The organism is Georgfuchsia toluolica, from assembly GCF_907163265.1.
GTDB lineage: Bacteria > Pseudomonadota > Gammaproteobacteria > Burkholderiales > Rhodocyclaceae > Georgfuchsia > Georgfuchsia toluolica.
Window position 1 is genome coordinate 2,605,379 of sequence record NZ_CAJQUM010000001.1, and the last position, 20,941, is coordinate 2,626,319.

15 protein-coding genes are annotated in these 20,941 nt (G+C 60.3%); 11 read left to right on the forward strand and 4 right to left on the reverse strand.

Annotated features, from left to right (window positions below):
- The first annotated feature begins 69 nt into the window (after positions 1-69).
- Positions 70-969: a recombination-associated protein RdgC gene (locus K5E80_RS12355; protein WP_220636439.1), complete on the forward strand. Its 900-nt coding sequence runs from the start codon at positions 70-72 to the stop codon at positions 967-969.
- Positions 970-1,168: 199 nt separating this feature from the next.
- Entirely contained in the window at positions 1,169-3,478 is a 2,310-nt protein-coding gene (locus tag K5E80_RS12360) for a Tex family protein (protein ID WP_220636440.1), read from the forward strand.
- Positions 3,479-3,496: 18 nt separating this feature from the next.
- On the opposite strand, the gene K5E80_RS12365 is transcribed toward K5E80_RS12360, so the two are convergent.
- The 3 genes from K5E80_RS12365 to K5E80_RS12375 form a co-directional block, all read right to left on the reverse strand.
- Entirely contained in the window at positions 3,497-6,148 is a 2,652-nt protein-coding gene (locus K5E80_RS12365; protein WP_220636441.1) for a DUF349 domain-containing protein, read from the reverse strand.
- A 333-nt stretch (positions 6,149-6,481) separates the two neighbouring features.
- On the reverse strand, positions 6,482-6,919 hold the full coding sequence (locus K5E80_RS12370) for a CBS domain-containing protein (protein WP_220636442.1): 438 nt from the start codon (positions 6,917-6,919) through the stop codon (positions 6,482-6,484).
- Positions 6,920-7,257: 338 nt separating this feature from the next.
- Complete coding sequence (locus K5E80_RS12375) at positions 7,258-7,857, reverse strand: hypothetical protein (protein ID WP_220636443.1); 600 nt, start codon at positions 7,855-7,857, stop codon at positions 7,258-7,260.
- A gap of 475 nt (positions 7,858-8,332) precedes the next feature.
- On the opposite strand from K5E80_RS12375, the gene K5E80_RS12380 reads away from it, so the two are divergent.
- From K5E80_RS12380 to K5E80_RS12410, 7 genes are all read left to right on the forward strand, one after another.
- Positions 8,333-9,124: a dienelactone hydrolase family protein gene (locus K5E80_RS12380; RefSeq protein WP_220636444.1), complete on the forward strand. Its 792-nt coding sequence runs from the start codon at positions 8,333-8,335 to the stop codon at positions 9,122-9,124.
- A 62-nt stretch (positions 9,125-9,186) separates the two neighbouring features.
- Positions 9,187-10,023 (forward strand): mechanosensitive ion channel family protein, encoded by an 837-nt coding sequence (locus K5E80_RS12385; RefSeq protein WP_220636445.1) that lies wholly within the window; start codon positions 9,187-9,189, stop codon positions 10,021-10,023.
- 54 nt (positions 10,024-10,077) lie between these two features.
- Positions 10,078-10,848, forward strand: a complete 771-nt coding sequence (locus K5E80_RS12390) for a DUF4197 domain-containing protein (RefSeq protein ID WP_246590974.1) — start codon at positions 10,078-10,080, stop codon at positions 10,846-10,848.
- A 769-nt stretch (positions 10,849-11,617) separates the two neighbouring features.
- Entirely contained in the window at positions 11,618-12,676 is a 1,059-nt protein-coding gene (locus K5E80_RS12395; RefSeq protein WP_220636446.1) for an OmpA family protein, read from the forward strand.
- 185 nt (positions 12,677-12,861) lie between these two features.
- Positions 12,862-15,867 carry a DUF748 domain-containing protein gene (locus K5E80_RS12400; RefSeq protein WP_220636447.1) on the forward strand — a complete coding sequence of 1,002 codons (3,006 nt, stop codon included), beginning with the start codon at positions 12,862-12,864 and terminating at the stop codon, positions 15,865-15,867.
- A 127-nt stretch (positions 15,868-15,994) separates the two neighbouring features.
- A complete protein-coding gene (locus K5E80_RS12405) occupies positions 15,995-16,468 on the forward strand; it encodes a YbhB/YbcL family Raf kinase inhibitor-like protein (RefSeq protein ID WP_220636448.1) in 474 nt (157 codons plus the stop codon).
- A 43-nt stretch (positions 16,469-16,511) separates the two neighbouring features.
- Positions 16,512-16,841: a DUF190 domain-containing protein gene (locus K5E80_RS12410; RefSeq protein WP_220636449.1), complete on the forward strand. Its 330-nt coding sequence runs from the start codon at positions 16,512-16,514 to the stop codon at positions 16,839-16,841.
- 24 nt (positions 16,842-16,865) lie between these two features.
- Here the strand turns inward: K5E80_RS12410 and K5E80_RS12415 are convergent, their stop codons facing one another.
- Positions 16,866-17,495, reverse strand: a complete 630-nt coding sequence (locus K5E80_RS12415) for an arylesterase (protein ID WP_220636450.1) — start codon at positions 17,493-17,495, stop codon at positions 16,866-16,868.
- 28 nt (positions 17,496-17,523) lie between these two features.
- Between K5E80_RS12415 and K5E80_RS12420 the strand changes: the two genes are divergently transcribed.
- Together K5E80_RS12420 and K5E80_RS12425 are read left to right on the forward strand one after the other, a co-directional pair.
- Entirely contained in the window at positions 17,524-18,198 is a 675-nt protein-coding gene (locus tag K5E80_RS12420) for an ABC transporter ATP-binding protein (protein ID WP_220636451.1), read from the forward strand.
- Between the two features lie 8 nt (positions 18,199-18,206).
- Positions 18,207-20,678 (forward strand): ABC transporter permease, encoded by a 2,472-nt coding sequence (locus tag K5E80_RS12425; RefSeq protein ID WP_220636452.1) that lies wholly within the window; start codon positions 18,207-18,209, stop codon positions 20,676-20,678.
- Positions 20,679-20,941 lie beyond the last annotated feature (263 nt).

The following is a 20,941-nucleotide window of genomic DNA, read 5'->3' on the forward strand; positions in this document are numbered from 1 at the left end:
AAACCCTGGCATCCCGGCCAGCATGAAGGTATTCTTGCGCCCCTTTCCCGAGCAGGATTTCAGTCCAACATGTGGTTTCGCAATCTCCGTATTTACCGTTTGTCGTCCAACTGGAAGGATTCCAGGCAACTCAATGACCTGCTGGCCAAAAAGCCATTAACCCGATGCGGTAGCCTCGACATGATCAGTCGGGGTTGGGTCTATCCGAAACATGAGGATTTCGTCCATGCCGTGAATGGCCAATGGCTGGTCGCCCTGGGGGTTGAACAAAAACTGCTGCCGGCGACAGTCATCCGGCAGGAGACACAGGAGCGGGCTGCCGTCATCGAAGCCGAACAGGAGCGCACGCTCGGGCGCAAAGAGCGGCGCGAGCTGCGGGACCGCGTCGCACTGGAATTGTTGCCGAAGGCATTCACCCGTCGGCGCACGACCTGGGGCTGGATCGATCCGGTCAGTGGATGGCTGGTGATCGATGCCGGATCGGATGCCAGGGCCGAGGAATTTCTGGAGGTATTCCTGCCGTTGGTAGGGGAAGTCCAGTTGCGGCCTTTGCAAACCCGGTTATCCCCGATGGCGGCCATGACCGAATGGCTTGCTTCAGATGACGCCCCCGTCGGCTTTACCATCGATGACGAACTGGAGCTGCGGGCCGCCGCACTGGCGCAGTCCGCCATCCGGTATGTAAAGCACGCCCTGGAGGGCAGGGAAATACGCCAGCATATCGCCAACGGCAAGAGCGCAACGAAGCTCGGAGTAACATGGAATGACAAGCTGTCGTTCGTGCTGACGGATAAATTCCAGATCAAACGCCTGGCCTTCCTGGATATCCTGAAAGAAACCACCGAGCAATCCGCCCTGGATGCGGAAGAGCAGTTCGATACGGACTTTGCCTTGATGGCCGGCGAGCTCGGCCTGATGTTCCAGGATCTGCTTGTTGCCCTGGGCGGTGAATTGGAACCCGCTGACTAGTGAGGGGCTGCAATCTTGACGGAACACTCAATAAAAACATTCGTCATTCCACGGGATTCCCTTTGGTCATTCCCGCGAAGGCGGGAATCCAGCGTCTTTACTGCAAAATCACTGGGTCCCCGCCTGCGCGGAGACGACAAACCAGGGACTTATAAGTCTCTATTTGTGTGCAGCACTAACTAGCCAACCGACATCGCCCATGCTCCCCAGTATTGAACAACGCATCGCCGCCGAACTCGGCGTCCGCCCCCAGCAAGTCGCCGCCACGGTGCAACTGCTCGACGAAGGCGCCACGGTTCCCTTCATCGCCCGCTATCGCAAGGAAGTCACCGGCGAACTCGATGACATTCAGTTGCGCCTGCTTGATGAACGCCTGACCTATTTGCGCGAACTCGAAGAGCGCCGCGTCGGCGTACTCGCCTCCATCGATGAGCAGGGCAAGCTGACGCCCGAGCTGAAAACCGAAATCGAGAACGCCGAGACCAAGCAGCGCCTCGAAGACCTCTACCTGCCCTACAAGCCCAAACGCCGCACCAAGGCGCAGATCGCGCGCGAGGCAGGGCTGGAGCCGCTGGCCTGCGCCCTGTTCGACGATCCGACATTGGTGCCGGAAGAAGAGGCAGCCAAGTACGTACGCCTGGAGCAGGAGCCTCCCGAGCAGCATGTGCCCGATGTGAAGGCTGCGCTTGACGGTGCGCGCCAGATTCTGATGGAACGCTTTTCCGAAGATGCCGCGCTGCTCGACAGACTGCGCCAAACGCTCCTCGCCAATGCTCTGGTCGTTTCCAGAGTGATCGAGGGCAAGGAAAGCGAAGGCGCCAAGTTTCGCGACTGGTTCGACTTCCGCGAGCCAATCAAGGACATGCCCTCGCACCGCGCCCTGGCAATGTTTCGCGGCCGCAACGAAGACGTGCTGCGCCTCACGCTGAAAACCGCGCCGGAACTGGAAGACCCGCCCCGCGCTGCGCCCTGCGAGGCCATGGTCGCTACTCATTTCGGCATCGCCGACAGAGGCCGCGCCGCCGACAAGTGGCTGCTCGACTCGGCGCGCTGGGCCTGGATGGTCAAGCTCTCGCTGCATCTTGAACTGGAATTGATGAACCAGTTGCGCGAACGCGCCGAGGAAGAGGCGATCCGCGTTTTTGCCCGCAACCTGCACGACCTGCTGCTCGCCGCGCCGGCCGGCCCGCGCACTACCATCGGCCTCGATCCGGGGGTGCGCACCGGCGTCAAGGTGGCCGTCGTCGACCAGACCGGCAAGCTGGTGGATACGGCGGTGATCTACCCGCACGAACCGCGCCGCGATTGGGAAGGCGCGCTCGCCGCGCTGCGCCACCTGGCGCAAAAGCACGGCGCGCAACTCATCGCCATCGGCAACGGCACGGCCAGCCGCGAAACCGACAAGCTCGCCGCCGATCTAATCAAACGTCATCCAGAACTCAAGCTCGCCAAGGTCGTGGTATCGGAAGCCGGCGCTTCGGTGTACTCGGCTTCCGAATTGGCGTCGAAGGAATTTCCGGACATCGACGTGTCATTACGCGGCGCGGTTTCCATCGCCCGCCGCCTGCAAGACCCCTTGGCGGAACTGGTCAAGATCGATCCCAAGAGCATCGGCGTCGGCCAGTACCAGCATGACGTGAACCAGTACCGGCTGGCCAAATCGCTCGACGCAGTGGTCGAGGATTGCGTGAACTCCGTCGGGGTCGATGTGAACACCGCCTCGGTGCCGCTGCTGACGCGCATCTCGGGCCTCAACGCCACGCTCGCCGCCAACATCGTCAGCTACCGCGACCAGCACGGCGCCTTCAAAAGCCGCAAGGCTTTGCAGCAGGTGCCGCGCCTTGGCGACAAGACCTTCGAGCAGGCGGCCGGATTCCTGCGCGTGAACGCCGGCGATAACCCGCTGGACGCCTCGGCCGTGCACCCCGAGTCCTACCCGCTGGTGGAGCGCATCCTCGCCGACATCAAGAAGGGCATCCGCGAAGTCATCGGCGACGGCAAGACCGTGCGCGCGCTTGATCCAGGCCGATACAGCGACGAAAAATTCGGGCTGCTCACAGTGCAGGATGTCCTCAAGGAACTCGAAAAACCGGGCCGCGATCCGCGCCCCGAGTTCAAGGCCGCCGCGTTCCGCGAGGGTATTGAAGACCTGAAGGATCTCGAACCCGGCATGCTGCTCGAAGGCATCGTGACCAACGTCACCAACTTCGGCGCCTTCATCGATATCGGCGTGCATCAGGACGGTCTCGCGCACGTCTCCGCGCTGGCCGAGAAATTCGTCAAGGACCCGCACAGCGTCGTCAAGGCCGGCGACGTGGTGAAGGTGAAAGTGATGGAAGTCGACATCGCACGCAAGCGCATCGCATTGACCCTGCGCCTGACGGACGAGGTCACGGCCAGGAAGGATGCCCCCGAACGGCAGCGGGGCAGCAAAGCCACGCTGCCGAAACGGGAGGCCGCGCCACAAAACGGCGCGATGGCAATGGCATTTGCCAGATTAAAACGATAGGACCGCCAGGCGGCGGACTTAGCGGCCCAAACTGCCGGGTGTGGACTTGCGCAGCATGACAATAACGGCTTCGAGGCGCTGACGCTGTTCGGCGTCATGATGCGCGCAAGCAAGAACAGCCGCAGTCAAATTATTGATGTCTGCCGGGGCCGGACTGGCTGGCCGCCTTTCTTCCAGCGCCTCTTTCATCAATTGAAGCTTGAGCGAGCGTCTTGCCGCCTGGAATGCGGCGGGCGATGGAATGTCGAGCGCCGCTTCGAGTTGTAACAGCAGATCGTTCAGCGTATTACCGGGCGCCTTGGATTCGCCACCGACATTCGCGACGCCAGTTTGGAATCGTTCTTGCAGTGCCTGTTCCCAGCGTGACGGCAAGGCGGGCAGGGCGGCCCAACGCACTTCGATATCCGGAATGTTGGCGGGCGCGGCGGGGGTTATCGCCTCAATCTCGTCGCAAAGCGCCAGCTTGCCGGCAAGCGCATCGCACGTGACATTCCATTTTCTCTGAGCGCTGTTTGCAAGATATTGCCGCACTTTGTCGCGAGCATCGCGATACTTGGACTCCAGCTTGGCCGCCTGATTGCCGGGCACGTCCCCGGCCTGGTGCCATTCCGAGTCAACCTCTGCCAGGATGCGCTTGATCTCTGCCTCCGCTTCATCCTGCCCCACCGCTTGAAGGCGCATGATCAAGGCCTCGCGCTGCGCCCGATTGGCCTCCAATTGGGCAGTGCGGGCATTGAGGGCTTCCTCGCGCCGATCCATGACGGCGCCGATCGCCGCCTTGAAGTCTGCCCACATTGCATTCTCCACCGCGCGCGGCAGCGGCTGCGATTTGGCATGCTGCTGCCACTGCGTCTGCAGCTCGCGGACCTTGGCGATCAGGTCGCGATCCTGTGCGTTCTGGCTTAATGCCCTGGCGCGAACGATGAATTGCTCGCGCTGCGCTTTTGCACTGTGCTGGACTTCATGCAAGGGTTGCTCCAGCCGCGCAACACTCGATTTCATGCGCTCCGTCAAGGCTGCCTGGCTCTTGTGCGGCACGGTATGTTGCAGCGGTCCGAGCTTGCGCCATTCCATTTGAAAGTGGGCGAGCGCCCGGGCAATTTCCTTCCAGTCGGGCGCAGCGCCGCTGTCGTCGCTGACGATATTCAGCGCATCCAGGGCGTCAAGCAGACTTTCTCGCTTGGCAAGATTTTCCAGCCTTGCCTCGTTCAATCGAGTGAAGTGCGCCGCCACCGGAACATAGGCGATTTTCAATGCGCCGTCGAAACGCTGCCATAGCGCCTTGCTGTTCGCGCCGCCCATCTGATCCAGCTGCTTCCAGCGCGCGCGCAACTGCTCGATGCTTTTCTCAATCTGTTGGATCGGCAATTTGGCCGGGCTCGATTCGTCCACGACGATGGTGGAACGAGCGAGTGCCTCGGCTTCTGCGACGAGATCGTCGCGCGCTTGTTCACTGCCCCAATGTTGCCAGCCCTTGAGCCGTGCAATCTCGGCCTGGAGTTTTTCGATGCGCGCCTGCAGGGCAGGGGCCGTCGCGCCATTTGCAGACCCGGCATCCAGGGCCGGCATATGTTTGAGGGCAGCCGCCAGCCGCCCTGCGGCAAGCGCTTCTTCAGCGCTGCCGACGGCTTTCATCAAAGCCTCAAGGCGCGCCTGCTGCGCCGCCTTGTCGCTTGCGGCGCCGCGCTGGCGACTGTCGGTCTGGCGTTTCCTCTGCGCGTCATGCAACATGCGTTGCCATGCTTCGAAGCGGGCATTGAGTGCTTTCTCGACGCCTGGATCGGCAATGGGTGCCAGCGCCTGCCAGCGTTGGAGCGGTGTTGCGACGATTGCTGCCGGGGTGGCGGGTTCTCCGTCTTCCTGCGGCGGCTCCGGCTGCTGTGTGCCCCGTTGCAACTCGTCGAGCAGCATCAGCCGCGCCTCGATCGGCGCCGAGTCCTGCAAGGCAGTCCGCAGTGCCTGGTCGAGTGTGGCAATGACGGATGAGTCGACCGTCGTGACGTTGGCGGACGCTGGAAGCGCCGCCAGCGTTGTCCGCGCTGCCGCGCTCGCGGCCGCCAGCGCTGTAATCAGTTCGTGCGGCGGAATGGCGATGTTCGCCAGCCTGGCGTGGTTGATGCCCAAATGCGCCAGCGCCTGCCTGGCATCGGCGATCCAGCGACTGACGGAGCGCTTGGCTTCGCTGCGTTCGCGCAGCAGTTGCGCCAGGCATTGTTGCAACTCGGAAAATCTCGTCTTCTGGATATCTTCAAGCAGGCTGGCATCGAGTGCGCGCCAGGCATGATCGAGCTCGACCAGGCGGTTGGCCGGAATTGCCGGCTCTTCAACCAGAGTTTCTGCGGACTGGATCAGTTCGCCGGCCCGCGCACGCGTTTCGCGCCGCTCGACCTCGGTCTTATACCGGTCCTTGACAGCGCGATGGATGCGCCGATCGTGGGTGCGAAACTCTTGTTCAGCCAGACGCAAAGCATCTTCACTCGCCAGCGCCAATACTGCGGAGAGCTTGATATCGATTGACGGCGCGTCCTTCGCCAGCGCCAGCAACGCCAAGTCGTTTCCCAGCGCCGTCTGTAGTCTTGTTTCCCATGTGGCTTCCGCAATCGGCGCCGGTAAGGATGCCGATTCTGCTTCTGTGGGAGGTTTTTTTGCCCTGATGAGCTTTCTGAACATGGTTACACGATATTCGAGGTTCTTGATGGCTCATTGTGCCATTTCTTAGCATGAAAAATCAGCGATGGAGTCGCAAAGCACCGCTTTGCGCCGCCGAGACGTTCAATTTGCCTTTGCGCATTTTCATCATCAAGGGTAGCGCTGACGGCCATGCGCGTTAGAACAAACATGCTGCACCGCATCAGCGATGATGGGGACGAAGAACAGGGGCGCCGGCAACTTCCAAAGAATAGCTGCCAGCGCCAAACCAATCCCGGCCCGCTGTCGTTAAGTCGGGCGAAACGTTGATGGCCTGCTTTTCGGATGGTTACGCTCTTGTTTCGGCGTCCGGCGTCAGAGAATGACGGTGATTTCTTCCCTCCGTTCCAACTCGCGCCCAAACTCAAGCGCGTCGGAATCCAGAGCGTCATGGGCCGAGAGAATGCCTATGGGCCGCCCGGCGATATCGACCACCGGCATATGGCGGAAACCGCCTTCGTACATCAGGTGCAAGGCATGGCCAAAGGGCCTGTCCGCGCTAATGGTACGCGGGTGTCCCGTCATTATGTTCCCCACCTGGACTCGATCCGGGTCCAGGCCCTTCGCAACCAGCCCATGCACGATATCCCGCTCAGTACAGATGCCTCTTAGCATCTTCTTGTCGTTCACTACCATCACCGCGCTCGTTTTATACGATTCCATCAGGCACGCGGCTTCGCGAACGCTGGTGTGGAACGATATGGCGACGAAGGGCTTATTGCGAATAACCTCACTGACACGACGTGTAGGCATGGATGTCTCCTCTTTATTATAGGAATGGAGTGATTATCCTAGACCACACTTTCGATTAACGCAAAGGCAAATCGGCAGGAAAAAATTTAATCCTGACTACAAATTGAGCAGCATGGAATGAACTTCATCAACCTCGCGACCAGCGGTATGTTTGACCACTTTTCCACTGGTCGCTCACAGTTTATCCACAGTTTTTGGTGGATAGACCGTCAGATCGCCAAAGTTTCCCATTCCGGACTTGACTCCTGCGTACCGGCGGGGCATGACTGTATGTCTGATCATGGTCTGGTCAGCGTCTTTTGCAACTCAGGGACTTGACCAATCGGTTGTCGCTTCGGCTACCTGATTGGGATCATCAGGTGCATATACGGTGTCCCTGGCCACATCACATAGGGTACCGAGGTGTCAGGATTCGCGCTCTTTGGATACATGTCATAGAAGCTTGCATCGGCACCCACAATCATTACGTGGGGCCCGGTCTTGATCCAGTGATTATTGGCGCTGGGCTTGGTCGCATATGGGTCCGTATTGCTGGCGTCGGTTCCTCCCGCCAACATGTACATGAAGCCGATCATGCCGGCGGCAGGTGCTTTATGCCCAATCCATGCCATTGCCCACTGCATGGCCGCCTTGTCCATGCACATCGGGTCGGGGCCAGGGGTGGCCGGATTGTCCGGCATGCAGGTAAATCCATTTGTTCCCTCGCGCAGGGTCCGCATGGTTCCATCCGCGTTCATGGCGACGATGGTAGCCCCCTCGCTTACTTTCTTCGGCGCGGCTTGCATAGCGCTCTTGATCAACTTCTTGTCGGCAGCAGTCGGGGCGGCTGCACTGGCGTCCATATCATGCATCTTCATATCGGCGGCGATCGCGGTCGGCGAGAATGCGACAGCCAGGACACCGGCTATCAAACCTATTGCACTGACATATTTTGACATGATTTGCTCCTTTGCTCATTTCAAAGAATAACAATCCTGCGGCTTGCTTAAGGCAACCTGCGGCGCAAATCCCGCGCCTTGATCTCCTGTCCGGACCGGATAAGCAAGCACAGCCCATCTTAGAAGGGGCTATGAAAAATACAACCGCACTGTAGATTTCAATGCCGATGCCCATAGTGGTATTAACATGACTCGAGTACTGACCACAAATTGAGCGGCGGAGTGGAGAACCTGGTCAACCGTAAGGCTGGCATGGTTATTGGTAGACTTTTCCACCTCTTGTTCACAACCCCATCCACAGCCAATGGTTGATAAGTTGCTGGACAAATATTCTCACAGGCAGTGACTGTTCGCAGGCAAAACAGGGTGGCAAACAGGGCCGGGTGTGCTAACTTAAAAATGCAGTGGTGAGCCTGTCAACTTGCCATTCAACTGAGCAGCTGAGCCATTGCTCCAGTCAACAGGAGGGTTGTCCATGATCACCCCGCTCGATTATTTTCGTTATTGCCTCATTCCATTGGTCCTCTTCTTTCCGACAATGGCCGGGGCGGAAATGAAAACCCGCATCGTTGAATATCGGCAGGGAGATACCGTTCTCCAGGGATTCCTGGCCTACGATACAGCAGGCCCGGCGCGCAAACCTGGCGTGCTGGTGGTGCACGAATGGACCGGACTGGGTCCGTATGTGAAGAACCGGGCCGAGCAGTTGGCGCGGCTCGGCTACGTGGCGTTTGCCGCCGACATATACGGCAAGGGCGTGCGGCCGAACAATCCGAAGGATGCGGCCGCCACGGCGACGCTCTACAAAACCGATCGCAATCTGCTGCGGGAGCGGGTTAAAGCCGCTCTGGAGGAACTCCGCCACCAGGGAAATACAGATCCGGGACGGATTGCCGCCATCGGGTACTGCTTTGGCGGTACGACGGTGCTCGAATTGGCGCGTTCCGGTGCCGACATAAAAGGCATTGTCAGTTTCCACGGAGGACTCGACACGCCCAGCCCGCAGGATGCCAAAAACATACGCGCCAAGGTGCTGGTGCTACACGGTGCTGACGATCCGTTTGTCACGTCCGAGCAGGTCAAGTCATTCGAGGATGAAATGCGCGGTGGAAATGTCGACTGGCAACTGGTGAAATACTCCAAGGCGGTTCATTCCTTCACCAATCCGGACGCAGGCAATGACAATTCCAAAGGCGCTGCCTACAATGCAGAGGCGGATCGCCGCTCCTGGGAAGAAATGAAAAGTTTCTTCAATGAAATCTTTTAGATCTCCATGCGCTTGTCTTCACGCAAGCAGTGGGCCGGCGTAGCCGCGGGGAGAAATGTGCCATGGATAGTTCTCTGCAGTCACTCGATCAGGTGAAGGCTTCTGCCCTCGATATGACGGTTCGGTTCGGGCCGAAGCTGCTGGTCGCGATAATCATCCTTGTCGCCGGCTACCTGGTCGGACGCTGGGCGGGCCGCATCCTGGAACGGTTGCTGGTGCGATTAAAGCTGGAAGCACAGGTACGCTCATTACTGGTCCGCATTGCGCAGATCCTGATCCTGGGGCTCTTCGCCATCATGGCTTTGCAAAATCTGGGCATCGAACTTTTGCCGCTCATTGCCGGCCTCGGCGTGGCCGGCGCGGGAATCGCGCTGGCGATGCAGGGGATCCTTGGCAATGTCGCCGCCGGCCTGACCATCATCTTCACGCGGCCCTTTCATGTCGGCGATTACATTTCCATTGCCAAGGAAGAAGGCGAGGTCCTCGACATCAGTCTTTTCAGCACAACGCTAGGACACACGGACCAGTCAAAGGTGGTGATTCCGAACCGCAAAATTGTCGGCGAGATTCTTCACAATTATGGCCAGATACGGCAACTCGACATTGCGGTGGGAGTTGCTTATGGAACCGATGTCAATGTCGCCTTGAGCGTGATAAAGGAAATTCTGCATGCCAATCCACGTGTGCTGCGGGATCCGACGCCAGTATTCGGGGTGGCACGGCTCGCTGAATCCAGCGTCACGATCAGCGTCGCGCCGTGGGTCAATGTGCCTGACTACGTTGCGGCGGTGAGCGAGGTGAACAAGACGATACTGGAGACGTTCTCTGCCCAAAACATTGTCATAGCCCTGCCGCAATGTGAAGTCAGGATGCTCGACGGCAGCGCCCGGGTTTCGTGATGCGCTGTCTCCACGGCGAAATTCATAAATGGCAAATCCAATGAGGGAGAAATCATGATGAACAGATTAATGACTGGCGTCGCTGTCCTGGCCTTCAGCATGGCTGCACATGCTTTTGACCTGGAAAGCACACTCAAGGACGCGCTGAACAAGGGCGTCGCCAGCCAGCCAACCGCCGCGCCGACGTCTGCCGGCGGTGGCGTGGACCAACTCAAACCCAAGGAGATCAACTCGGGCATCAAGGAGGCGCTGACCCGGGGCGCCGAAGCTGCGGTGGCTCAGCTCGGCAAGCCGGACGGTTTCATGGGCAATGACGCGCTCAGAATCCCGTTGCCGTCGGGACTGCAAAAAGGCGAGAAGATCATGCGCACGATGGGCATGGGCAAACAGGCGGACGAATTGATCCTGTCGATGAATCGTGCCGCCGAAGCCGCCGTGCCGGAAGCGAAGACCCTGCTGGTCAAATCAGTCAGGGAAATGACGCTCGAAGACGCTAGGGGTATTCTCACCGGCGGCGACACGGCGGCTACCGATTTCTTTCGCAGGAAGACCGAAGCGCCGCTGACCAAACGCTTCGGCCCCATCGTCAAAAAGGCCACCGACCGTGTCGGCCTCGCCCAGCAATATGACAAGTATGCCGGGACCGCCGCCCAGTTTGGCGCCATAGACAAGAACCAGGCCACGGTCGAACAGTATGTCACCCAACAGGCGCTGGACCGGCTCTATAAAGTGATCGGCGAGCAGGAGCGTTCGCTGCGCGCCAATCCCATGCAGGCGGGCAGCGCCTTGCTGCAGAAAGTCTTTGGCGCAATTGGCGGAAGATAGGCCGGTTAGCAAGCTTAGCCTTCGCATCGACCTTACATAGTGTAAAAAGCAGAAACAGTGTCCATTGTGATATCGAGCGCAGCGAGCCGACTGGTAGCCTCGCCCAGGGGCGGGATATGGGGGTGGGGGAGCGTTTGATTTGCCTTTGCGCCTTTTCATGCTCGGGGGTGACGCTGGCGACCATGCGCGTCAGGGCGGCTATTGACGCTCATCGTTTCCTGAACACGTACGTGTGTGATAGCGTAAGCATCGAGCGGCGCGGCACAGGAAAAGGCCGGGTGAAGCCCGATTGCCGCAGGCCACGGTAAGCCGTTCCTGTCACCGGATCGGTGCGGCTCTCGGGATAATTGCAGGGATAACGCCCTGTCGCCGCAAGTTCTGAATGAGTTATCTTGATTTATCCGCCTGCAAGATTTGCATTTCATTCATGTGCGGACGAGTCATTCTCAAGACTCTCAAATCGCCCGCAACAGCTACTCGTTTTGTCTCAGACCGACAGGCATAAAAGCGCAGGCTGCACCAGATTCTTAATCTGTTGAATATGCATGGAACAAAAATCTTTTCGTGATAAATGTCATTCGACATTACATGATCTGTCGTCTATGCTGCATCTTGTATGTAGTTCAAGTAAGATATTAATATACTGGCAGTGTGGTAGATGCTTGCAAGTCAGACTGCGAGTTGAAGTGTAATAATGAATCTATATCGAGCGGCAGTTTTAATTTGTCATTTTCCATACATGCATTTAATCTTTTTTAAGAGGTGATCAATGAAAAATCTTAATAGGATTGCAATTGCAATTGCAATGCTCGGCTGTAGCGCTTATGCCGTTCCCTCTATCGCCAGCGATTTTGCCGGGCCTTACGTCGGTGCCGGCATAGGAGTCGGCAGCGATAGGGCATCCGGTTCCGTATCTACTGACTACGAACACGCACTTGCTGGCGGAGTGGAGGGTGGTTATAACTGGGACATTGGTAACAGTCGCTGGCTGTTCGGTCTGGACGCCTTCTATGATCAGACCATAAGCGAGAGCCGAAATAGCACGGTTGGATCGATCGATTTCGGCGACAAGGCGTATGGTGTAGATGGCAAGATCGGTTACGTGATGGGCAATTTTCTGCCGTATTTCAAGCTCGGCTATGGTCGAATCAAGGGTACGAACGACGCAGACGGATACAGCGAAAATGGTCCGCGCCTGGGCCTGGGCGCCGAATGGAAGTTTGCCGACCACTGGAGCCTCAGCGAAGAAGCAATTCGCATGAACGGAAGGAGCGATACAAGCGACACCAAGTTGACCAACATTTCCCTGCTTTTTTCCTTGAAATATTACTTCGCCAGCCAGAGGCCGGTTGCTGCAGCGCCGATTGCTGCGGCACCCGCCTATACTCCGCCGACACCTGCGCCGGAACCTGTCGTGACTGCGCCTCCCCCCACACCGGCGCCCATGAAAGAACGGATTACCCTCTCGGCCACGGAATTGTTTGCCTTTGACAGTGCGAAATTGGCACAGCCGCAGCCCAAGCTTGACGAGATAGCCCAAGCGCTGACCAGCAACAAGCAGATCGAAAAAGTTACCGTCACAGGCTACACGGACCGTCTTGGTTCGGACAAATACAACCTCAAGCTCTCGACGCGCCGTGCCGAGGCCGTAAAAGCCTATCTGGTAGGCAAGGGGGTCGAAGCGGACCGTATCATCACCGTGGGTAAAGGTAAGGCAGACCCGGTCGTACAATGTAAAGATAAAAAGCGGACCGCACTGATCAAGTGCCTGGAGCCCAATCGACGCATCGAGGTCGAGCAGTTTACGTACGAAAAACGCATCAAGTAATTTGTTTTCATTACGGGGAAGCCGGCGTCCGTCGTGGAAGCCGGCGTACCTGTGCTGGCGTTATAGTAGCGCTACCGACGCCAGAAGAAGTGGTCCTGCTGCGCGAGATTCGCGATTCACTTCGCAAGTAGGCCGGCATTACCGCGATGAGAAGTAACTGACGGATTCGCGACGATAAAAATTCTATGCGCTTGCCTTCACGCAAATTCACCGTCATAGCGCTGGTTGTTCTGGCGCTGGTTTATTTCCTCGGCAGCTGGCTGCTGCTGCCGCGTGTGCTGCAATCTCAATCCGAGCAATTCATTGCCGAAAAAACCGGTCATCGCCTCAGCATGGATCGGCCTGAATTCAACCCCTTCAATCTCAGCCTGAAGCTGCACAACCTGCACCTGACAGAGCCGGATGGCAAGCCCTTGCTGGGCTTTAAGGAACTGCTGGTCGATTTTTCCGCGACCAGCATTTTTCGCCGCGCCTGGGTGTTCGATGTCATTCGCCTCGATGGGCTCGATGCCAGTGTCGTTGAGTTGCCCGGCCAGCGCCTCAACTGGAGCGCACTGCTCGAAGCGCTGCAAAGCAAGGAGGCGCCGGCGCAGCCCGCAGAGCCGCTGCCGCGCCTGGAGATCGCCAGCCTGATCATTGCCGACGGCCACATCGAACTGGCGGACCGCCGTATCCAACCGGAATTTACGGCCCGCATCGAGCCGCTCGACCTGCATCTCGAAGAACTTTCCACCTTGCCCGATGACAAAGGCAAATACCGGCTGGTGGCGCGCACCGACCTCGGCGCCAAAATCCTGTGGCAGGGCGAGATGACGCTCAATCCGCTGGCGGTCAGCGGACACTTCGATATTGACGAGCTGTCGCTGGCGCGTCTGGCGCCGCTTGTCAAGCTGCCGCCGCACATGGCACCGCCGGAAGGCACGGCGGCGTTATCGGCCAACTACCGCTTCAGCCACTCCGGCAAAGAGATCGATCTGGTGCTCGATCCGATCGAAGCCAAAATCGCCGGACTCAAATTGCGCAATAAACAGGATGCGGCGCCGCTGCTTGCCCTCGATAGCATCGCGCTCAAGGGCGGCCGCTTCAATTTGCGCCGACACAGTATTGTGGTTGGGTCTGTCGCGTTAAGGGGCGGTGGTGTGAATCTGTCGCGTGATGCCGCAGGACGTTTGAATGTACTCGACCTGCTGCCGGCCCCGGCGCAAGCTCCCACGCCTTCTGCTGCCTCAAAGCAGGACGCCACGTCCAGGCAGAACGCCGAAGCGGGCTGGCACTTCCTGGTTGAGCATATTGCGCTGAGCGGCTGGCGCGCGGATTTCCGCGATCAGAAAGTGTCGCCGGCAGCGCAACTGGCGCTGCAGGACATTGCCGTCGATATCGACAAGGTCAGCGACAAGCTCGATCAACCCTGGCCGCTGCATGCCTCCTTCAATGCCGGCGCAGGAGGGCGATTCGAAGCACAAGGCAATGTGGTTGTTGCGGAACCTTCGGTCGACATGCAGATCAAGCTGGCCGACCTGTCGCTCAAACCGGTGCAGCCTTATCTCGGCGCGGCCACCACGCTGACGCTGGCCAGCGGAACCCTGTCCGCCGCCGGGCGCGCCCGCTATGGCCCCGCAGGTACGGGTTACAGCGGCAACATGGCGGTCAACAATCTGCGCCTGACCGAGGAGGGGATCAAGACCGACTTCATGGCGTGGAAATCGCTGACGGCGCGCAAACTCGACGTCACGCCAGCCGCACTGAAAATAGACGACCTCGCCCTGATCGGTCTCGATACCCAGGTGATCATCGCCAAGGACAAGACGGTGAATCTTTCCCGAGTGGTGCGCCCGCGACCCGTCGCCGCGACATCACCCGCAGCCACCGCAAAGGGCGCCGCCGTACCGCCACCTTATCGTGTCGACATCGATCGCCTGCGCATTGCCAGAAGCGAAATGGAGTTCGCCGATTATTCGCTGGCGCTGCCCTTCGGCACACGCATACACCACCTGCATGGCACCATCAACGGGATTTCCTTGCAGCCCGGTGCGCCGGGCCAGATCGAACTCGACGGCCAGGTCGACGACTATGGCCAAGCCCGTGCCGCGGGTCAGATCAACCTGTCCGACCCCACCGACTACATGGACCTCAAGGTCATTTTCAGGAATATCGAGATGACGCGGCTGACGCCCTACACCGCAACCTTCGCCGGACGCAAGATCAAATCCGGCAAGCTCTCGCTCGATCTCGACTACAAGATCAAGCAGCGCCAACTCGTCGGCGAAAACAAGGTCGTCATGGACCGGTTGATCCTGGGCGAACGTGTCGAAAGTCCGCAAGCCAAGGATCTGCCACTCGATCTTGCCGTCGCGCTGTTGCAGGATTCGGACGGCCGTATTGATCTCGGCCTGCCGGTGTCGGGAAGCCTCGATGATCCGCAGTTCAGCTTCGGCGGTCTGGTCTGGAAAGTGATCGTCAACGTGCTGACCAAGGTCGCGACCGCACCTTTCCGCGCGCTGGGCGCATTGTTCGGTGGTGGTGGCGAGACACTGGAGAACATCGCGTTCGAGGCCGGTCGCGCGCGGCTGGCGCCACCCGAACGCGAGAAGCTGGTCAAGCTCGCCGCCTCGCTGGGCAAGCGCCCCGGGCTCGCGCTTGCCCTGCATGGCACCTGGTCGGAGGCGGATCGGGTTGCGCTGCAGGATTTGCAATTACGCCGCGCCGTAGCCGCGAAGCTCGGCCAGTCAGTTGACGAACATGACCCCGGCCCCATTTCGACCGGCCAGGCCAAGGTTCAGACCGCGCTCGAAGCACTTTATGCCGAGCGTGTTGGCAAGAGCGAACTTGCGGCGTTGAAGGAGGGCTTTCGTAAAGCCAACCCCGGTCAGCTCGAAGAAAGCGGCGCGGGCAAGGTGCTGTCGCGCCTGACCAATGTGTTCCGCGACAAACAGGATCTGTCGGAAAGCGAAGTCGCCCAGCTCAAGGGGACGGACTTCCACGCCATGCTGTACCAGAGATTGCGCGACAGGGAGTCCGTCACCGGCGAGCGCCTGCAAGCGCTGGCCACGGCGCGCGGCGAAGCGGCGCTGGCGGAACTGAAGGGAGCGAACGCGCCGGCGGAGCGCATCACCTTGCTGACGCCGGAGAAAAGCGACGCCACCGGCAATGAAATTCCGCTGGGAATGGAAGCGAAGGCGGTCGGCAAATAGCCAGCCGCGCCGCGGTCAGAATGGTTAACAATAGTGTATTTTCATGAGGAACACGCCGCGTGGCGGGATCGGGTTCGCTCTTGCCTTGGCACTGATGTCCTATCATGCCATAGGAGGTAACACGACCATGAAGCTGAGCTCAAGTGCATTTGCCCATTTGGCGGAAATTCCGCAACAGTACACCTGCGAGGGCAGCGATCAATCGCCGCCGTTAACCTGGTCGGAGGTGCCGGCAGGGGCAAAAAGCCTGGCGCTCATCGTCGACGATCCTGACGCGCCCGATCCGGCCGCACCCAAAATGACCTGGGTGCATTGGGTTCTGTACAACATCGCGCCTCATTCCACTGGCATCGCAACAGGAAGCGCGGGGAAGCCCGAGTTGCCGCCGGGCACACTTGAGGGCCTCAACGACTGGAAGCGAACCGGGTACGGCGGTCCCTGTCCGCCCATCGGCCGCCATCGCTACTTCCACAAGCTTTATGCGCTCGACGTGGTTCTTCCGGTCCTGCAACCGGCGACCAAAGCCAGCCTGGAGAAAGCCATGCAGGGACACGTCATTGCCCAGTGCGAATTGATGGGGCATTACCAGAAGAAAAAGTAGGCATGGCGTGGCACAGTGGCGGTGACTTCGATAAGGAAATTTTATGAACGGTTACCAAATCACCTTCTTCACCCAGCAGGACCATAAACATCACGGCAAACCCCTGGCCGACTGGCTGGTGCATCTCGCCAAGGAAATAGGCTTGCGCGGCGCCACCCTGATCGCAGGGAGCGAGGGTTTCGGCCACCACCACCGCCTTCATTCCGCCCATTTCTTCGAACTGGCCGACCAGCCGCAGGAAGTGCTGATGGCGGTTACCGAGGATGAATCGTTCCGGCTCTTCGAGCGTCTGCAGGCCGAAGACGTTCATGTCTTCTACGTCAAGACGGCGGTGGAGTTTGGAACCATTGGCAACGGCGGGAACGGGTCGTGAAATGACCGGGCCGGGAAATCACGCTTACGGACAGCGCAGTTTCGGCTTGAGGTAGGGCCACACGGCATCGAGCATGCCGGCCTGGGCTTTCTCGTTGGGGTGGATGCCGTCGGCCTGCATCATGCCCGGCTGCACGGCCACGCCGCAGACGAAGCACGGCACCCGCGTGACATGCTCGGCACGCGCCACTTCCCGATACAGCTTCGCTATCGCAGCGGCATAGTCCTTGCCGTAATTCGGCAACACCGGCGCTTCGAGCAGCAGTACCCAGGCGGCATTCTCCCGGGCCTGGCGCACCAGCGTCTGCAGGTTTTTCCTGATGACTTCGGGCGGGGTGCCGCGCATGGCATCGTTGCCGCCCAGCTCGATCAGCACGCCCTGCGGCCGCTGCCGGCTGATGGCCGGCCCCAGGCGTTGCAGGCCGTTCTGCGTGGTGTCGCCGCTGACGCTGGCGTTGACCACGCGCCATTGCGGCGCATCCTTTTTCAGGCGCGCATCGAGCCGATCCACCCAGCCCTGCCCCGGCGCAAGACCAAAACCGGAACTCAGGCTGTCGCCGACGATCAGCAGGGAACATTGGCCGGCGAACGCCCAGACGGGTAGCCAGAACAGCGACAATAGCAGCCCAGCACGCAACCGCAAGCGATAATTCATCCACTCACCTTTATCCGGCCCTACTTCAATGATGTCCACAGATGTTGTTACGGCACATGCCCTCTCGCAGCGCGTCACCACCGCCGACGGCACGCTCGACATCCTCAGCCAAATCGAGCTTGCCGTCAAAGCCGGCGAAACGCTCGCCATCACCGGCGCGTCCGGCTCCGGCAAGTCCACGCTGCTGGCTTTGCTGGCGGGACTCGACCAGCCCAGCGCGGGAGAAGTCTTTCTGTTCGGCCAGCGCCTCAATGATCTCGATGAGGACGCGCGCGCGCGCATGCGCGCCGGCCGCGTCGGCTTCGTGTTTCAGTCGTTTCAATTGCTGCCTGCACTCAGTGCGCGGGAAAACATTCTGTTGCCGCTGGAACTGGCCGGCCGCGACGATGCGAACGAGCGTGCCGCTTACTGGCTCGATCGTGTCGGCCTCGCCGAACGCGCTTCGCATACCCCGCACCAGTTGTCCGGCGGCGAACAGCAGCGCGTTGCCATCGCGCGTGCCTTTGCCGCCGATGCGCGGATCGTGTTCGCCGACGAACCCACCGGCAACCTCGATGCCGAGACCGGTGCGCGCATCATCGACATGCTGTTTGATCTCAACGCCGCGGCCGCCACCACGCTGATCCTCGTCACCCACGACGCTGCGCTAGCCTCGCGCTGCCAGCGCAGTCTGCGCCTGGTCGCCGGACGAATTGCCGGATGAATATCCACATGAAATGGCCGCGCCTGGGCCTGTGGCTGCTGCGGCGCGAACGCGCCAGCGGCGAATGGCGCGTGCTGCTGCTGGCACTGGTCATCGGTGTCGGCAGCGTCAGCACCACCGGCTTTCTCGGCGACCGGGTCAAGCGCGCCATGAGCGAACAGGGCGCCAGTTTTCTCGGCGCCGACCTGCTGGTCACCAGCCCGCGTCCGATCAATGCCTGGCCGCCGCACCGGCTGCAAACCAGCAACGCGCTCGAATTCACCAGCATGATCAGTCGTGGCGAGGCCTTCCAACTCGCTACCGTGCGCGCGGTCGATCCGGCTTATCCCCTGCGCGGCACGGTGCGTATCGCGTCTGCTCCACTTGCCGCAAGCGCACCGCGTCCGGCGCAGCCGCCTGCGGGCGCCGTATATGTCGATCCACAATTGTTGCCGCTGCTCGCCGCGCAGGTAGGCGACGAGGTACGGATCGGCGCAGCCGCTTTCCGCATCGCCGGTGTGGTGGCGGAAGAACCGGGCCAGCTCGGCGGCGTGTTCGGCCTCGCCCCGCGCGTGTTCCTGCGCGCCGATGAAGTTGAACGAACCCGCGCGCTGCTGCCCGGCAGCCGCGTCACCTATCTCTATCAATTTGCAGGAGAACCCGAACCACTCACGACATTCAGCGCCACATTGAAACCAAAACTCGACGGCACCCAGCGCCTGATCGGTTCGCGCGCGGGCGTCACAACGCTGCGCGGCGCCTTCGCCAACACCGACAGCTACATCCAGCTTACCGCGCTCGTCAGCCTGCTGCTGGCAGTGGTCGCCATCGCCATTGCCGCCCACCGCCATGCCCTGCGCCATTACGATCAGGCAGCGCTGCTGCGCTGCTTTGGCGCGACCACGGCGCAACTGCGCACGCTCTATGTCGTTCAACTATTGACGCTGGGGCTGATGGGCAGCGCACTTGGTGTGGCGCTGGGCGCGCTGATGCAGCAGCTGCTGGCACGCCTGGCCCTGCCCGAGGCCATCACCCGCTTGCCCGAACTCGGTGTTGCGCCGGCCGGAGCTGCCATTGCCAGCGGCCTCTTGGCCCTCGCCGGCGCCAGCCTGCCGGCCCTGATGCGCCTGATCCGCGTGCCGCCGCTGCGCGTCCTGCGCCGCGATCTGCCGCCGCTGTCGCTTGCTGCCTGGATCACCGCAACGATCAGCGGCTCGGCACTGCTGCTCTTGATCGTCTGGTATGCAGGCGATGCCAAGCTGGTTGGCATTTTTGCTGGCGCGCTGATTGCGCTGGTCGCGGTGTTGGCGCTGCTGTCCCGCCTGGCACTGGTCGCCGGCCGCTTTGTCCAGCGCATGGCGCACGGCCCGCTGCGCTTCGGTCTCGCGCAACTGCTGCGCCACCGCTTCGACAGCACCCTGCAGCTCGGTGCCTTCACGCTGGCCTTGTTCCTGGTAGCGCTGCTGGCGCTGGTACGCAGCGATCTTGTCGCCGACTGGCGGCGACAACTGCCCGCCGATGCCCCCAACTATTTCCTGGTGAATATCGCGCCAGACCAGCAGCAAGCTGTCGCCGCGTATCTGTCGCAACACCAGCTCAAGTCATCCGCGCTTTATCCCATGGTACGCGGCCGGCTGGTGAGCAAGAACGGCGCGCCGATTGCTTCCACGCTGTCGCCGGAAGAGCGCGACAGCGACGCCTTGCGGCGCGAACTCAACCTCACCTGGGCCGCCCTGCTGCCCGCCAACAATATCGTGCTGATGGGGCACTGGCATGGAGAGCGCCATGCCGCCGAAATCTCGGTCGAGTCCGGCATGGCCGAACGCCTCAAGCTCGTCCTCGGCGACGAGCTCGGCTTCCGGGTCGGCGACCAGACGCTCGCCGCGCGCATCACCAGCATTCGCAGCGTGAAGTGGGAATCGCTGCAACCCAACTTCTTCGTCATATTCGCCCCCGGCCAGCTCGATGCCCTGCCCGCCAGTGCCATCGCCAGCGTTCATGTCCCACCGGCCTTGGCAGGCGCGCTGCCCGGCTTCGTCAGAACCTTCCCCGGCATCACGGTCATTGCCCTCGACAAACTTATCGCCAATATCGAAGCCGTCTTCGCGCAGATCATCGGTGCGATTCAATTGCTGCTCGGCTTTCTGCTTGCCGCCGGCATGGCCGTGGTGATTGCCACGCTGCTGGCCAGTCTTGACGCGCGCAAACAGGAGGCCGTATTGATGCGCACCCTGGGCGCCCAGCGCGTTTGGCTGGCCAAGGGACTGTGGAGCGAATTCATCGCCCTCGGCCTGCTCGCCGGCCTGCTCGCCAGCGCCTGTGCCGAAACTGCGATGGCGTTGATCGCGCAGCGCCTGTTCGAACTGCCGCTGCGCCTGCACCCCTGGCTGTGGCTGGTACTGCCATTGGCCGGCGCCCTGCTGGTCGGCATGAGCGGTTGGCTCACCACGCGGCACATCACGCGCGTGCCGCCGATGCAGTCGCTTCGCGAGCTGGATTGAAGCAAGGGAGAAACAGTAATAAATGAGTGTTATCGGGTCAAGAACCCATTTATACCAAGTGTAAATGGGTATATCGTTGGTTTCCATGATCCGTTCCGACCCCATTCACATCGCCCCGAGATCCTGAGCCTGATTGCCGGGATTGATGAGTTCAAGGGCATGTGGCGAACCTTGGGGATTCTTGCGCCCGACCGGTTGTCGTGCTGCATCGCGCGACCAACATTGAAAGCTTCGGGGCTTTCACCCGCATCAAGGGCGGCAAA